This is a genomic window from Nocardioides sp. SR21 (assembly GCF_022761125.1).
GTDB lineage: Bacteria > Actinomycetota > Actinomycetes > Propionibacteriales > Nocardioidaceae > Nocardioides.
This window is the reverse complement of record NZ_JAKWJR010000005.1, coordinates 171,021-184,527: the sequence shown is the minus strand read 5'-3', so window position 1 is coordinate 184,527 and position 13,507 is coordinate 171,021. Positions and strand designations below refer to the sequence as shown.

Below are 13,507 nucleotides of genomic sequence, written 5' to 3'. Positions count from 1 at the left end.
CGCTCGCGCTCAGCCCAGCGGCTCGGCGTCGCCGAGCAGGCGGGCGGCGTACAGCGCCGCCTCCACCGCCGCGTCGAGGTCGACGTCCGCGTCCTCGACCGGCTCGGTGCGCGCGTGCAGCCGACCCAGCAGCTCGTCGCGCGGGAGCCCGCGCAGCTGGAGCAGCACGAACGGGTCCGCCTCGACCAGCCAGGTCAGCTGCTGCAGCACCGCGAGGGCGTGCGTGCACGGGTCGGTCCAGTGGTCGCAGGTGCAGGTCGACGAGAGCTCACCGCCGTACGGCAGCAGCTCGACCCCGGCCTCCTCGGCGTGCTCGACGAGGGTGAACGGCAGCTCGCCGGCGAGCAGCGCCGCGACCCGCCCGGACTCCGCGGCCACCGTCTCGACGAGCGCGGAGACGGCAGCGTCCTCGAGCACCGGGATGCCGCCGGCGACCGTCCACAGCCCGCGCCGGTCCTCGACCGATGCGACGAACCGGCCCGGCTCGGTCGAGATCTGCCCGACGTGCCCGCCGCGCGCGAGGGTGCGCGAGGCGACCAGGTCGGACTCGGCGTACGCCGCCTCCTCGATCGCACGCACCCACGCCTTGCCCCACCACGTCGACGCCCGGGCGGTCGAGCGCCGCGGCGCCAGCCGGGGGTGGAGGACCGAGCTCATGGGTCGTTCCGCAGCGCCACGAAGTCGCGGAGCTCGTCGTTGCTGAGCTCGGTCAGCGCAGCCTCGCCGTTGGCCAGCACCGCGTCGGCGAGCGCGCGCTTGCGGGTCAGCAGCTCGGCGATCTTCTCCTCGATCGTGCCGCGGGTGATCATCCGGTGCACCTGCACCGGCTTGGTCTGCCCGATCCGGTAGGCGCGGTCGGTCGCCTGCTCCTCGACGGCGGGGTTCCACCACCGGTCCACGTGCACGACGTGGTCGGCGCGCGTCAGGTTGAGGCCGGTGCCACCCGCCTTCAGCGACAGCAGGAACACCGGCGCCTCGCCGGCCTGGAAGCGCTTCACCATCGCCTCCCGCTCGCGCACCGGCGTGCCGCCGTGCAGGAGCTGGTGCGGTACGCCGGCCCGCGCCAGGTGCGCCTCGAGCAGCCGCGCCATCGCGACGTACTGCGTGAACACCAGCACCGCGCCGTCCTCGGCCAGCACCGTGCCGACCAGCTCGTCGAGCAGGTCGACCTTCTCGGAGCGGCCGCTGAGCTTCGTCGCGCTCTGCTTGAGGAAGTGCGCCGGGTGGTTGCAGATCTGCTTTAGCCCGGTGAGCAGCATCAGCACCAGGCCGCGACGGGCGACGTCGTCACCGGGGCCGGCGCGCTCGATCCGCTCCATCGTGTCGCGGACGAACGACTCGTAGAGCACCACCTGCTCGCGGGTCAGCCGCAGCGGGTGATCGGTCTCGGTCTTCGGCGGCAGCTCCGGCGCGATGCCCGGATCGGACTTGCGGCGGCGCAGCAGGAACGGCCCGATCAGGTCCGCGAACTGCCGCGCCTTGGCCGGGTCCAGCCCCGACTCGATCGGCGCCGCCCACGCCCGGCGGAACGCGTTGCGGCTGCCGAGCAGCCCCGGCGTCGTCCAGTCGAGGATCGCCCACAGCTCGGTCAGGTCGTTCTCGACGGGCGTGCCCGTCAGCGCGACGCGGGCCGCGCTCGGGATCGAGCGGAGCGCGCGGGCGGTGGACGTGCGGGGGTTCTTCACGTGCTGCGCCTCGTCGGCCACGACCAGGTCCCACGGCACCGCCGCGAGCGTCTCGGCGTCCTTCCTCATGGTGCCGTACGTCGTCAGCACGAAGCCCGACCCGGCGGCGGAGAGGTCCCGCGAGCTGCCGTGGAACCGCACGACCGGCACGCCGGGCGCGAAGCGGCGTACCTCGTCCTCCCAGTTGCCGAGCAGGCTGGCGGGACAGACCACGAGCGTCGGACCCTGCGCACGATGCAGGTGCAGGGCGATCAGGGTGATCGTCTTGCCGAGGCCCATGTCGTCGGCGAGGCAGGCGCCGAGCCCGAGCTCGGTCATCTCGGCGAGCCAGGTCAGCCCGTGCCGCTGGTAGTCGCGCAGCGTCGCCTGCAGCGCGGCCGGCGCGTCGACCGGGTCGCGGGTCGCGGCCGAGAGCAGCCGCTCGCGCACCTTCAGCAGCGACGCCCCGACGATCACCTGCTCCTCGACGTCGGCGACCTGGACGGTGCCGGTCAGCGCGGCGGCGACCGCCTCGGCCGGCTGGACGGTGCGGACCAGCCGCTTCTTCGCCTTCTTCGCGATCGAGGGGTCGACCACGGTCCAGTTGCCGCGCAACCGCAGCAGCGGGGTCGCCGAGCGGGCGAGCTGGTCCATCTCCTCGGGGGTGAGCGGGTCGCCGTGCACCGCGATCTGCCAGTTGAACGCGAACAGCGCCTCGGTGCCGAGCGTCGGCTCGTTCAGCGGCCCCTCGCGCGGCCCCCGGTCGGCCCGGTCGGCGCGGTCGAGGACCGTGGTCGCGGTGAGGTCGCGCCCGAGGCTCCTGGGCCACAGCACGTCGACGCCGGCTCCGCGCAGGGCGCCGACCCCCTCGTCGAGGAGGCTGACCAGCTCGTCGGTGTCGAGCACGAGCTCGTCCGGCACCCGCAGCTCGAGCAGCCGGTCGAGCACCGGCCACGCGTCGGCCGCCGTACGCAGCGCGATCGTCGCGTGGGTGCGGGCACGCTCGCCGAAGCCGTGCTCCTCGGGGCTGTCGGTCCACAGCAGCGCGAGGTCGCAGAGGTGGAGCGGGTTCTGCTCGTCGTGGGCCTGCGGCACGAGGCGTACGGCGCCCGCGACCAGCTCCTCCTCGTCGGCCTCGACCCGCAGCGAGATCGTCACCAGCTGGGGCAGGTCACGCGGGTCGTGGCGCTGGTGCCGGGCCAGCCTCGCCTGGAGGCGCTGCTCGAACGTCGGCGCGTTCGTGCGGTGGACCGGACGCGCGGTCGTGGTCGGCGCCCCGCGCGGCATCGCGTCGGCGATCGCGTCGACGAGGTCGCGGACCAGCCGCTCGTCCTCGGCGGCGCCGTTCGCGAGCATCGCGATGCGGTCCTCGTCGTCGCGGTCCAGCCCCGCGGCCGCCCAGTGGTTGCCCGCGGGCGCGAACTTCCCGGCGGCGACGATCCGCATGCCGAGGAGGGCGGCGCCGGAGAGCAGGCTGACGGTCGGGTGCAGGTCGTCGCGGGTGCGCGCCTTGGTCAGCACCGGCAGCGCGGCGCGGATCGGCAGGCTCACCGTGCGCCGGTCGTCGGTGAACTCCACGACCCCGTCCCGCGGCGGCTCGGCGGCGCGGAAGGTCGCCGGGCCGGTGACGGGGACGAAGCTCACGCAGAGAAACTAGCCGGGGCCACCCTCCGTGCCCGGGCGGCCACGTCACGGTCGCTGCAGAACCCGCTCAGCCGGCGCTTGAGGCACAGCAGCCCGAGCAGCCGACCCTCCCGGTCGACGACGGCGCGGCGCCGGTCGCCGCTGGCGACCAGGACCCGGCGCATCACCTCGGCGTTGACCGACGGCGGCACGGTGCGCCCGCTCAGGGACGAGTACACGAGCGCCAGGTCGGCGTCGTTGTCGACCTGGGCCAGGTCGGAGCGCACGAGTGTGCCCATCAGGAAGCCGCCCGCGGTCAGCAGCAGCATGTGCATGTGCTCGTCGGCGAGCTCGGCCCGGGCCTCCGCGACCGTCGTGGTCAGCGGCAGGGTCTTGGGCAGTCGGACGACGACATCGGCAACGGTCCCGGTGAGCATGGGCCCATCCTGGTCCGTTCCGGCCCGTGGTGGTCAGGGACGAAGGTCCCGTGCCTCGGCGACCTCGATGACCCCGTGGGCGCCGCGCTCCGCGTCGACCATCACGTGCGAGACGAACGGGTAGTGGCCGGGCTCGTCCAGCTCGAGCTCGACGAACCCGCCCTGCGCCGGCATCAGGGCGAGCGCCTGGGCGCCGCCGTCGACCTCGGGGCCCTCGCGCAGCAGGTAGGCACCTTCGGCGTACGTCGTCGTGAACTGCCCGCCGACCACGTGGAAGCTCGTCGCCCGGTTGGGTCCGGCGTCCAGCACCCAGATCCGCAGCCGGTCGCCGGCGTCGACCCGCAGCGGGTCGGCGTCGTACTGGTTCGGGTAGCCGTTGAAGACCACGGCGTCCGGATCCTCGGCGGCGATCTTGTCGGCATCGACGGTCTCGGGTCCGCGGTACTGCTCGCTCTGGACGAGCAGGTAGGTGCGGTCGACCGGCGCGAGGTCGCGCGGCTCGATCACGACCGCGCCGAACATGCCGTTGGCGATGTGCACCGACATCGGCATCGTCGAGCAGTGGTACATCCACACGCCCGCGCGCCGGGCCGTGAAGCGGTAGGTCAGCGACTGCCCCGGCTCCAGGGTGCGCATCGGGCGGTCCGGGGCGAGGGCGCCCGCGTGGAAGTCGATCGAGTGCCCGATCGTCCCGTCGTTCACGAGCGTCACGACGAAGCGGTCACCGACGCGGCCGTGGAGGACCGGCCCCGGCGCCTGGCCGTCGTACGTCCACAGCCGCTGGGTCACGCCGGGGGCGACCTCGCGCTCGACCTCGCCGACCGTCATCGTCACCCGGTGGGTCTGTGGCCCGTGACCGCGCAGCGGTGGCAGCTCGGCGTCGACCGCGTCGTGGTCGGACTCGGGCGTGTCCAGGTGGTGCAGGTGGTGGTCGCCGTCGGTCACGTTGACCCGCAGCGTCATGCCCATCTGCCGGTGGCCGACCAGCGAGCACCAGCCGTCGAGGGCGCGGCCGACCACGCCGACGTCGACGCTGGTCTCCTCACCCGGCGCCAGCCGTCCGGAGTCGACGCCGGTCTCGAGCACCAGGTCGTGCAGCTGGTTGTCGGTGTTCACGACCTCGATGACCAGCCGGTCACCGGCGGGTACGTCGACCTCGGCCGGGACGAACCGCATGTCGGCGGCCTCGACGCGGACCGTGGTCGTGTGCCCGGTCGGCGCCACGCCGGCGGCGGCCGAGACCACGTTTCCGGAGCCGAGTGCGCCGGGGTCGACCGCGACTCCGGCCGCGACCACGAGCAGCACGACGGACGCGCCGGCGACGGCCGACCCGAGGGAGCGGCCGCGGCCCCCGACGCGGGCCGTCGGCCGGCGTCGCCGGGAGGCCCGGATCGCCAGGACCACGAGCGGGAGCGAGGCCGCCAGCGCGAGCAGCACGACCAGGGAGCAGCCGGCGACCACGGCGCTGGGCGCAGGCAGGAGGCACACGAGCAGACCGAGGTTCACCGCGACGACGCGGAACGCACCGCCCCGGTCGAGGACCTCGTTGGCGGCGCGCACCGCCGTCGCGCCACCGCCGAGCGCCATCGGGATCAGGTAGCCCATCGCGCCGAGCAGCACCTGGGCCGCGAAGCCGACGGCCAGGAACGGCACCAGCACGCCGAACCGCTCGCCGACCCCCTCGCCGGCCCCTTCGCCGGAGGTCGCGAGGATCGCCGCCCAGGCGACCAGGCAGCCGAGCAACCACAGCAGGCCGGCGCCGAGCGACCAGGCCGGGTGGCTGGTCGGGGGCTTGCGGCGCGCGGCCTCGACGAGGGGTACGCCGAGCAGCACCGCGCCGCCCACGTATGCCGCCAGCCCGGCGGCGGCGAGCACCCCGAGGCCGAGCACGCTGGCGCCGGCGGTCACGAGGACGCCGGCGAGGAGGACCGGGAGCGCGCGCTGCAGGGCCGCGTCGGAGCCCGCGCCGAGCCGGGTGCGGAGCATCGTCGGCCAGAGCGTGACGACGGTGCCCGCGACGGTGAGGCCGACCCAGCCGAGGAGGTTCACCGCGACGTGCGCGAGCAGCACCCGCTCGTGCCACGGGTCCGGGAGGCCGCGGGCGAGCAGCACGCCGAGGGTGGCGCCGACGGGCAGCAGCGCAGCGGCGGCGACGTAGTAGCGGACCACCCCGGCGAACCGCGCGGGCAGCGCGCGGCGCAGCTGGCCGGTCAGCCGGACGGCGTGCCACAGCACGGCGCTCGCGACAGCCGCCGCGCCGGCGAGCGTGAGCGGCCACACCGCGGTCTGGGTGCCGGCCATGACCGCGACCGAGCCGAACGCGAGCAGCGCCAGCAGCCGCGGGCGCGGCGTCGACGGGACGTGCAGCAGCGCGTCGGTGAAGTGCTGGCTCCACACGACGATCGAGTGGGTGACCGCACCGAGCAGCAGCAGGTGCAGCAGCAGCCAGCGCGGCTCGGGGATCCACGGGTGCGCGAACGCGACGACCGGGATCGCGGCTAGCCAGGCGATCGCCGGCAGGTCCCGCCACGGGGAGAAGCCCCGGCTCATCCGCGCGTCCCGGCCACACCGAGGAAGCCCAGCACCGCCACGATGTTGAGCACCGCACCGACCTGCCAGGCATGGGGTACGTCGAGGCCATCGCCGAGCCAGATCCGCACCAGCAGGGAGGCGTGCAGGAGCGCGACCGGGGCGTACAGCACCGGGCCGTACCGCACCTGCCGGCCGGTCACCGCCGGCAGGATCACCGGCGCGTGCGCCATCACCATCGACAGGGTGAAGCCGAGGAAGACCGCATGAACCACCGCGTCGTACCGCGCGCCGTCGGTGACCGCGCCGGACAGCAGCCAGGTCGCGGCCGCGACGCCCGCCCAGGCGTAGCCGGCGAGCATGCAGACCGCCATGTAGCGCGGCAGCCCGGTGGACCGGACGGTACGGCGCGCGACGTCGTGCTTCGCCAGCCACCCGGTCAGGACGGCGAGGGCCGCGCCGAGGAGCACCGATCCGGCGCGCGGGACCAGGAGCGAGGCGACGACGGCCGCCGCCAGTGCGGTCGAGAGCAGGACGAGCACCGGCCCGGCGGTCGGCCCCATCGCCAGCCGGGCCAGCTCGAGCCGCTCCCCGGCGATGGTGAGCACGACGAACGCGACCAGCCACGGCAGCAGGGTGGGTACGTCGACCCCGCCGGCCCAGAGGACCGCGGCGCCGGTGGCGACGACGGCGCCGAGCGTCTGCACCAGCACCGCCTCGTCGTGCTGCCGGCGCCAGAGCGGGACGTACACCGCGACCAGCGCCGCGGTGCCCGCGACCAGCACGAGCTGACCCGCGCGCAGGGGAGCCGGCGAGAGGGTCAGCACGGCACCGGCCCCGAGGAGCGCCGGCGCCGCGAGTCCGAGGGGCCGGCCGAGCGCCACCGCGCGCTCGAGGGCGATCAGGGTGCCGACGAAGCCGAGCACGAGCAGCACGCCGTGCACCTGGGGCAGCCGCTCGGTGTCGACCGGCGCGGGCAGGTCGAGGAGCAGCAGCGCGGCGTCGAGGCCGGCGAGCAGCGACAGGCCGGCCGGCACGACGAGCAGCGGCCGCCAGGTGGCGGCCCGCGACGGCGCGGCGACGGTCACGGCCGGCCCAGCCTCAGCAGGCAGGCGCCGGGCTCGACGAACGGCAGCAGCTCGAGCCCGTCGGTCGGGGCGTCGTACCGCTCGAGCGCGCCCTGGGCGATGCCGAGGTGCACGGAGCAGACGACGTCCGGCTCCTGGTGCGCGGCCTCGAGCAGCGGGCAGCGGGTGAGTCGCAGCTCGCGCACGTCGGCGTCCGCCTCCGGCTCGAAGCCCATGTCCTCGAAGATCGCCGTGACGCCGCGGCGCGCGGCCTCGGCGCTCTCGGCCGGAGCCGTCCCGGCGGCCAGTCGGCGGCCCCAGTCGGCGCCCGCTCGGCGGGCCTCGGCGGCGGGCTCCGGGCTGGTGCGGACGATCACCGCGGCGAGGGCAGCCGCCAGGCCGGCGTACTCGGGCCGCGGGTCCTCGTGGCTGTGCGGGGTGGCCTCGTAGAGCCAGCGCGGACGGCCGCGTCCCGTCGCCGGCGCCTTCGTACGGCGCACCAGCCCGCTGCGGCGCAGGCCCTCGAGGTGCTCGCGCACGGTGTTGTCGTGCAGGCCGGTGGTCTTCACCAGGGCCGGGAGGCTGGTCGGCTCGGGCTGCACCTGCAGGGTCTCGAGCAGCGCGGCGCGGGTCGGCGAGAGCCGGCGTCCGCTGGCGGTCCGGGCCGGACGTGGCCCACGTCTCTCCCGCTCGTTATTTTCCACGGAGATCATTGTGCCAAAATGATCGGGCCCGGTCAGCCGATCGGGATGTGACATTGGAGACGAGATGACGATCGGACCCGACCTGGGCCTCACCGAGACCAGCGGCTGCGGCTGCCACGAGGCGGACACCGCGCTGCCGGAGCTCGACGCTCGCGCGATCCCGCACGCGATCCGGCACGCGACGATCAAGGGCGCGCTCGGCTCGCTGGCGCCCGGCGCGGGCCTGGTGCTGGTCGCTCCGCACGACCCCGTCCCGCTGCTGCAGCAGGTCGAGGCCGAGACGCCCGGCCGCTACGCCGTGGAGTACCTCGACCGCGGCCCGGAGGCCTGGCGTCTCGCTCTGGTGCGCCGCTGACCGACGGCGTGGCGCCGTTCCCTAGGCTCGGGGGCATGAGCATCCTCTCGACGCCCATCGCGCGGCTCGACGGCACCCCGACCACCCTCGGCGACCTGACCGGCGGCAAGCCGGCGCTCCTGGTCAACGTGGCCAGCAAGTGCGGGCTCACGCCGCAGTACGCCGGCCTCGAGGAGCTGCAGGAGCGCTACGCCGCGCGCGGCTTCACCGTGGTCGGCCTGCCCTGCAACCAGTTCATGGGGCAGGAGCCGGGCACCTCGGAGGAGATCGCCGAGTTCTGCTCGGCGACGTACGGCGTGACGTTCCCGATGACCGAGAAGATCGACGTGAACGGCGACGACCGGCACGAGATCTACCGCGGCCTGGTCGACGCCCCCAACGAGAACGGCGAGGCCGGCGACGTCACCTGGAACTTCGAGAAGTTCCTCATCGCCGCCGACGGCACCGTCATCGCCCGGTACTCCCCCCGCGTGGAGCCCCAGGACCCGCGTCTCGTCGACGCGATCGAGACCCTCGCTCAGTAGCCACTTTGCACTCCGGGGGTGACCGAGCCCACGTCCGCCGGAGACGAAAGTCGGATGAACCTGTCGGCGGAGCCACCTAGCCTCTTTCGGTGAGTACGCAGACCCAAGCCCCTGCCCCCACCGGCGGCCCCTCGGACAAGCTCGACAAGGGCGTCATCGCGGTCGCCGGCGTCGTCGTCCTCGGCGCGATCATGTCGATCCTCGACATCACCGTCGTGACCGTCGCCATGCAGACCTTCCAGCAGGAGTTCGACGCGACTCCCGCGCAGGTCGCGTGGACGATGACCGGCTACACGCTGGCTCTCGCCGCGGTGATCCCGCTGACCGGCTGGGCGGCGGACCGGTTCGGCACCAAGCGTCTCTACCTGCTCGCGATCGTGCTGTTCGTGGCCGGCTCCGCGCTCTGCGCGCTGGCGACCACGCTGCCGATGCTGGTCGCCTTCCGCGTCGTCCAGGGTCTCGGCGGCGGCATGCTGATGCCGCTCGGCATGACGATCCTGACCCGTGCCGCCGGCCCCGAGCGGGTCGGCCGGGTGATGGCGATCATGGGCATCCCGATGCTGCTCGGCCCGATCTTCGGTCCGATCCTCGGCGGCTGGCTGATCGACACCGCCAGCTGGCACTGGATCTTCCTCATCAACGTCCCGATCGGCGTCGCCGCGATCATCTACGCCGCGATCGTGCTGCCGAAGGACCACGTCGAGCCGTCGGAGTCGTTCGACTGGCTCGGCATGGTGCTGCTCTCGCCGGGTCTCGCGCTCTTCCTGTACGGCGTCTCGACGATCCCCGAGACCGGCACCGTGTTCGCCACCAAGGTCCTGGGCCCGGCCGCCCTCGGCATCGTGCTGATCATCGCGTTCGTGCCGTGGGCGCTGAACCGCCGCAACCTGCACCCGCTCGTCGACCTGCGCCTGTTCCAGAACCGCAACATGACGGTCGCGATCATCGCGATGTCGCTGTTCGCGATCTCGTTCTTCGGTGCCGGCCTGCTGTTCCCGCAGTACTTCCAGCTGGTCCGCGGCGAGGAGGCCATGGACGCCGGCCTGCTGCTCGCCCCGCAGGGCCTCGGCGCCATGATCACGATGCCGATCGCCGGCGTGCTCGCCGACAAGATCGGCCCCGGCAAGATCGTGATCACCAGCATCCTCGTGATCACCGCCGGCATGGCGATGTTCGCGACGCTGACCGACACCACGTCGTACTCGTTCCTGCTGCTGTCGCTGTTCATCATGGGCCTCGGCATGGGCGGCACCATGATGCCGATCATGTCCGCGGCGCTGGCGACCCTGCGCGAGCACACCATCGCCCGCGGCTCCACGCTGATGAACATGATCCAGCAGGTCGCGGCCTCGATCGGTACCGCGGTCTTCACGGTGCTGCTCACCAACGGCCTCGAGGACTCCGCCCCGACCCCGGCCGGGACGGCCGACGCGTTCGGCGACGTCTTCGTCGTCGCGACCGTCATGGTCGCGCTGGTCCTGATCCCCGCGTTCTTCCTGCCCCGCAAGAAGATCGAGCACCAGGTCGACCCGGCGGTGCTCGTCGGGCACTGAGCTGCCCCGGCCCGCGCTTGCGCGGGCCGGGATCAGCAGCCAGATCGAGTAGCCGCGCGAGCGAGGCACGAGCTCGCGACCGGCGTATCGAGATCTCAGTCGCGGTCTCGATATGCTCGCTGGCGCTCGCTACTCGACCGGCGAGAGACGGCCCGTTATCGGCGGCAGGTCCGCGAGCGTCACGATGCCGGGCTCGGCGGCGACGACGTACGGCACCGCGTTGGTCACCGGCATCGCGGTGTAGATCATCCCGAGGTCCATGAAGCCCTCGGTCCAGTCCTTCGGCGGCAGGCAGTGCAGGACGGTGCGCATGTTCGGCACGCCGAAGACCTGGATGACGTGGCCGTGCTGCAGCGGCTTGGGCGGCACGGTGTGCTCGCCCATGGTCCAGTTGAAGCCGACGCTGACGACGTTGCGGTCACCGACCCAGCCGCGGTGGTAGCCCATCACGCCACCGACGGTGCCGGCCGGGATCGTCATGAAGCCGAGGTCGCTGTCGCCCGTGGCGGCAGTGAACTCGACGTCGAACGTCATCCGGTCCAGGGTCACGCCCATCGCGTCGGCCATCATCGCCGCGGACTCCGCGAACACCTCGCTCTCGCGGCGCACGTTCTCGGCGAGTCCGGGGGTGTCCGGCGACTGCGAGAAGCCCATCGCCGTCTGGGTCTCGGCGCTCTCGTACGTCGAGCAGTCCACCGACTCGGTGATCCGGACCTCGTCGACGCGCTCGCACGAGCCGCTGAGCACCATGCCCACCATGTTGGTCATGCCGGGGTGAGCGCCGCTGCCGAAGATCGAGGTGCCGCCGCGCTCGCAGGCCTTGCGGATCCGCTCGAGGTCCTCCGGTGACTGCTTGCCGCCGGTGATCCAGGCGGCGCTCGAGCAGACGTTGACCCCGGACTCGAGCAGCGCGCACAGGTCGTCGATGCTCGGCCACAACGGGTTGTAGCAGCACGCGTCGGCACCGAGCGCGAGCAGCGCGGCGATGTCGTCGGTCGCGAGCACGCCGGTCGGCTCCGGCCAGCCGCACAGCTCGGCGGCGTCCTTCCCGACCTTCGCGGCGCCATGGGCGTACACGCCCACCAGCTCCATGTCGGGCCGGCCGATGATCGCGTGCAGCGACCGCCGTCCGATGTTGCCGGTCGTCCACTGGATCACGCGCAGGGGTCGGTCCATGGGTCGCAGACTAGAACGTGTTCTATGTTCTTGCCCAGCCCCGCGCGCGATGATCGGCGGGTGCACCCGGTCGGCCGGCGCAGCGTCCTCCTCGGTGGGGTCGCCGGCGCCCTGACCTCGTGCCGTACGGCGCCGCCGCCGCGCGGCGACGGCCCGCGCATCGTGGTCGTCGGCGCCGGGCTGGCCGGACTGACCGCGGCGTACCGGCTGCACCACAGCGGGCGCACCGTCACCGTCCTCGAGGCGCGCGACCGGGTCGGCGGGCGGGCGTACACGGTGCGTGACCTCCCGGGCGGTCGGCGCTGCGAGGCCGGCGGCCAGTTCATCAGCACCGGCGACCGCGCGATCCGTGACCTGGCCGGCGAGCTGCAGGTGCCGCTCGCCGACCTCGAGCGCACGTGGCCGGCGGGCGGACCGACGTTCCGCTTCGACGGCCGGGACCTGACCCGCGAGCAGGTGTTCCGCGGCCGTGCCGCGATCTGGCGCGAGGCGGCCCGGCAGCACCGCGACGTCGACCCGGCGCGGCTGGACCGGATGACGGTCGCGGCCTGGATCGAGAGGTACGTCGAGGCGCGCGCACCGGCGTACGCGGACTTCCTGCGGACGTACTTCGAGACCGACTACACCGCGCCGGTCGACGAGGCCAGCGCGCTGATGGCGGTCCTCGACCTCGGCACCGAGGGCCGCAGCTACGACCAGCGCTACGTCGTGACCGGCGGCACCGACCGGATCGCCACCACCCTGGCGGACCGGCTGCCGGAAGGGTCGGTCCACCTCGGGTCCGTGCTGACGGCGATCCAGCGGCGCGGGCGCGGCTACCGCCTGGAGCTCGAGGAGGGCGCGGTCGACACGGACGTCGTCGTCCTCGCGCTGCCGTTCGCGGCGCTCGCGCACGTCGACCTGTCCCGCTCCGGCTTCTCCCCGCGGAAGCGGCGGGCGATCCGGTCCCTCGGGATGGGGGTCGGCATGAAGGTGCACCTGCTCCTCGACCCGGCCGGCAGCGGCGAGTCGGTGACCGACCTGGTGCCCGGTTGGACCTGGCCGGACGGCGACCTGACCGTCTGCCTGACCGGCGCCCGCGCGATGCCCGACGCGACGGGCGCCCCCGTGCACGGCGAGGCGCCCGCGCCGCTGGCCGACACCTACCTCGCCGCGCTCGACACGATCTTTGCCGGCTCGCGGGCGGCGTACGGCGGGTTCGCCCGCGTTGACCGCTGGGTCGACGACCCGTGGACGCGCGGGACGTACTCCTACTACCGGGCCGGGACGATGACGGACATCGCCGGCGTCGAGGCCCGCCCCGAGGGCGCGGCGTTCTTCGCGGGCGAGCACACCGCGCGGTTCCACAACCGGGCGACGCTGAACGGGGCGGTCTGGTCGGGCGAGCGGGCGGCCCGGGCGGTCGCGGCGTACCTCGCCTAGAAGCCGATGTCCTCGGAGATCTCGACGAGGACCACGCCCTCGCCGACCCCCGACCGGATCACCAGGCAGAGGTCCTGGCCGTCGACGCTCTTCTGCCAGCCGCAGAACACCGGGTCCGGGCCGCGGCGCCACCCGGAGGTCTGTGCGAGGTGAGCGAGCTCGGCGAGCTTCTCGGGCTCCGTCGTCCCGTCGGTGATGGTCCAGGAGCGGTCGACCGTCGCCGGGGACGGGATGCCCAGGGGCTCGGTCCGGTCCGAGCTGCGGTCGTACTCGATCTCCATCCCCGGCAGCTCCTCGGACGCCATCGGGTCCGAGCGCATCGCGTCGTACAACGGCGACGGCTCGGAGCGGAGGACGGCGAAGGCGGCCGCCGCACCGGTGACGACGAGCACCGCCACGACGCCGAGGACGATCAGACGAACGGGCAGCCGGTTCCGGGTCACGCCGCGACGC

General features: G+C 73.6%; 12 protein-coding genes. 4 read left to right on the top strand and 8 right to left on the bottom strand.

What is annotated here, in order from left to right:
- Positions 1-9: 9 nt before the first annotated feature.
- From MJ604_RS11150 to MJ604_RS11125, 6 genes are read right to left on the bottom strand one after another with little or no spacing between them, the layout of a single operon-like run.
- The gene (locus MJ604_RS11150; protein WP_243058403.1) at positions 10-657 is read right to left on the bottom strand and encodes an SWIM zinc finger family protein; all 648 of its coding nucleotides are present in this window, start codon (positions 655-657) and stop codon (positions 10-12) included.
- Positions 654-3,308, bottom strand: a complete 2,655-nt coding sequence (locus tag MJ604_RS11145; protein WP_243058402.1) for a DEAD/DEAH box helicase — start codon at positions 3,306-3,308, stop codon at positions 654-656. Before MJ604_RS11145 ends, MJ604_RS11150 begins: the two co-directional genes overlap by 4 nt.
- Entirely contained in the window at positions 3,305-3,724 is a 420-nt protein-coding gene (locus MJ604_RS11140; RefSeq protein ID WP_243058401.1) for a hypothetical protein, read from the bottom strand. Before MJ604_RS11140 ends, MJ604_RS11145 begins: the two co-directional genes overlap by 4 nt.
- A 33-nt stretch (positions 3,725-3,757) precedes the next feature.
- Positions 3,758-6,274: a multicopper oxidase domain-containing protein gene (locus tag MJ604_RS11135; protein WP_243058400.1), complete on the bottom strand. Its 2,517-nt coding sequence runs from the start codon at positions 6,272-6,274 to the stop codon at positions 3,758-3,760.
- Positions 6,271-7,341, bottom strand: a complete 1,071-nt coding sequence (locus MJ604_RS11130; RefSeq protein WP_243058399.1) for a hypothetical protein — start codon at positions 7,339-7,341, stop codon at positions 6,271-6,273. Before MJ604_RS11130 ends, MJ604_RS11135 begins: the two co-directional genes overlap by 4 nt.
- Positions 7,338-8,033 carry a metalloregulator ArsR/SmtB family transcription factor gene (locus tag MJ604_RS11125; RefSeq protein ID WP_243058398.1) on the bottom strand — a complete coding sequence of 232 codons (696 nt, stop codon included), beginning with the start codon at positions 8,031-8,033 and terminating at the stop codon, positions 7,338-7,340. The genes MJ604_RS11130 and MJ604_RS11125 overlap by 4 nt, the downstream gene beginning before the upstream one ends.
- Before the next feature lie 55 nt (positions 8,034-8,088).
- Between MJ604_RS11125 and MJ604_RS11120 the strand changes: the two genes are divergently transcribed.
- The 3 genes from MJ604_RS11120 (at position 8,089) to MJ604_RS11110 (ending at position 10,456) form a co-directional block, all read left to right on the top strand.
- Positions 8,089-8,379, top strand: a complete 291-nt coding sequence (locus MJ604_RS11120) for a DUF2249 domain-containing protein (RefSeq protein WP_243058397.1) — start codon at positions 8,089-8,091, stop codon at positions 8,377-8,379.
- Positions 8,380-8,414: 35 nt separating this feature from the next.
- The gene (locus MJ604_RS11115; protein ID WP_243058396.1) at positions 8,415-8,903 is read left to right on the top strand and encodes a glutathione peroxidase; all 489 of its coding nucleotides are present in this window, start codon (positions 8,415-8,417) and stop codon (positions 8,901-8,903) included.
- An 89-nt stretch (positions 8,904-8,992) separates the two neighbouring features.
- Complete coding sequence (locus tag MJ604_RS11110; RefSeq protein ID WP_243058395.1) at positions 8,993-10,456, top strand: DHA2 family efflux MFS transporter permease subunit; 1,464 nt, start codon at positions 8,993-8,995, stop codon at positions 10,454-10,456.
- A 129-nt stretch (positions 10,457-10,585) separates the two neighbouring features.
- On the opposite strand, the gene MJ604_RS11105 is transcribed toward MJ604_RS11110, so the two are convergent.
- Positions 10,586-11,632: a hypothetical protein gene (locus MJ604_RS11105; protein WP_243058394.1), complete on the bottom strand. Its 1,047-nt coding sequence runs from the start codon at positions 11,630-11,632 to the stop codon at positions 10,586-10,588.
- Between the two features lie 24 nt (positions 11,633-11,656).
- Between MJ604_RS11105 and MJ604_RS11100 the strand changes: the two genes are divergently transcribed.
- Positions 11,657-13,054, top strand: coding sequence for an NAD(P)/FAD-dependent oxidoreductase (locus MJ604_RS11100; protein ID WP_243058393.1), 1,398 nt, complete (start codon positions 11,657-11,659; stop codon positions 13,052-13,054).
- On the opposite strand, the gene MJ604_RS11095 is transcribed toward MJ604_RS11100, so the two are convergent.
- Complete coding sequence (locus tag MJ604_RS11095) at positions 13,051-13,497, bottom strand: hypothetical protein (RefSeq protein ID WP_243058392.1); 447 nt, start codon at positions 13,495-13,497, stop codon at positions 13,051-13,053. The two genes, MJ604_RS11100 and MJ604_RS11095, sit on opposite strands and share 4 nt — an antisense overlap.
- Positions 13,498-13,507: the final 10 nt, after the last annotated feature.

Bases quoted from the DNA above. Each gene is read 5' to 3' on its own strand.
- MJ604_RS11150 (WP_243058403.1), bottom strand. From the start codon at position 657: ATGAGCTCGGTCCTCCACCCCCGGCTGGCGCCGCGGCGCTCGACCGCC.
- MJ604_RS11140 (WP_243058401.1), bottom strand. From the start codon at position 3,724: ATGCTCACCGGGACCGTTGCCGATGTCGTCGTCCGACTGCCCAAGACC.
- MJ604_RS11135 (WP_243058400.1), bottom strand. From the start codon at position 6,274: ATGAGCCGGGGCTTCTCCCCGTGGCGGGACCTGCCGGCGATCGCCTGG.
- MJ604_RS11125 (WP_243058398.1), bottom strand. From the start codon at position 8,033: ATGATCTCCGTGGAAAATAACGAGCGGGAGAGACGTGGGCCACGTCCG.
- MJ604_RS11120 (WP_243058397.1), top strand. From the start codon at position 8,089: ATGACGATCGGACCCGACCTGGGCCTCACCGAGACCAGCGGCTGCGGC.
- MJ604_RS11115 (WP_243058396.1), top strand. From the start codon at position 8,415: ATGAGCATCCTCTCGACGCCCATCGCGCGGCTCGACGGCACCCCGACC.
- MJ604_RS11105 (WP_243058394.1), bottom strand. From the start codon at position 11,632: ATGGACCGACCCCTGCGCGTGATCCAGTGGACGACCGGCAACATCGGA.
- MJ604_RS11100 (WP_243058393.1), top strand. From the start codon at position 11,657: ATGTTCTTGCCCAGCCCCGCGCGCGATGATCGGCGGGTGCACCCGGTC.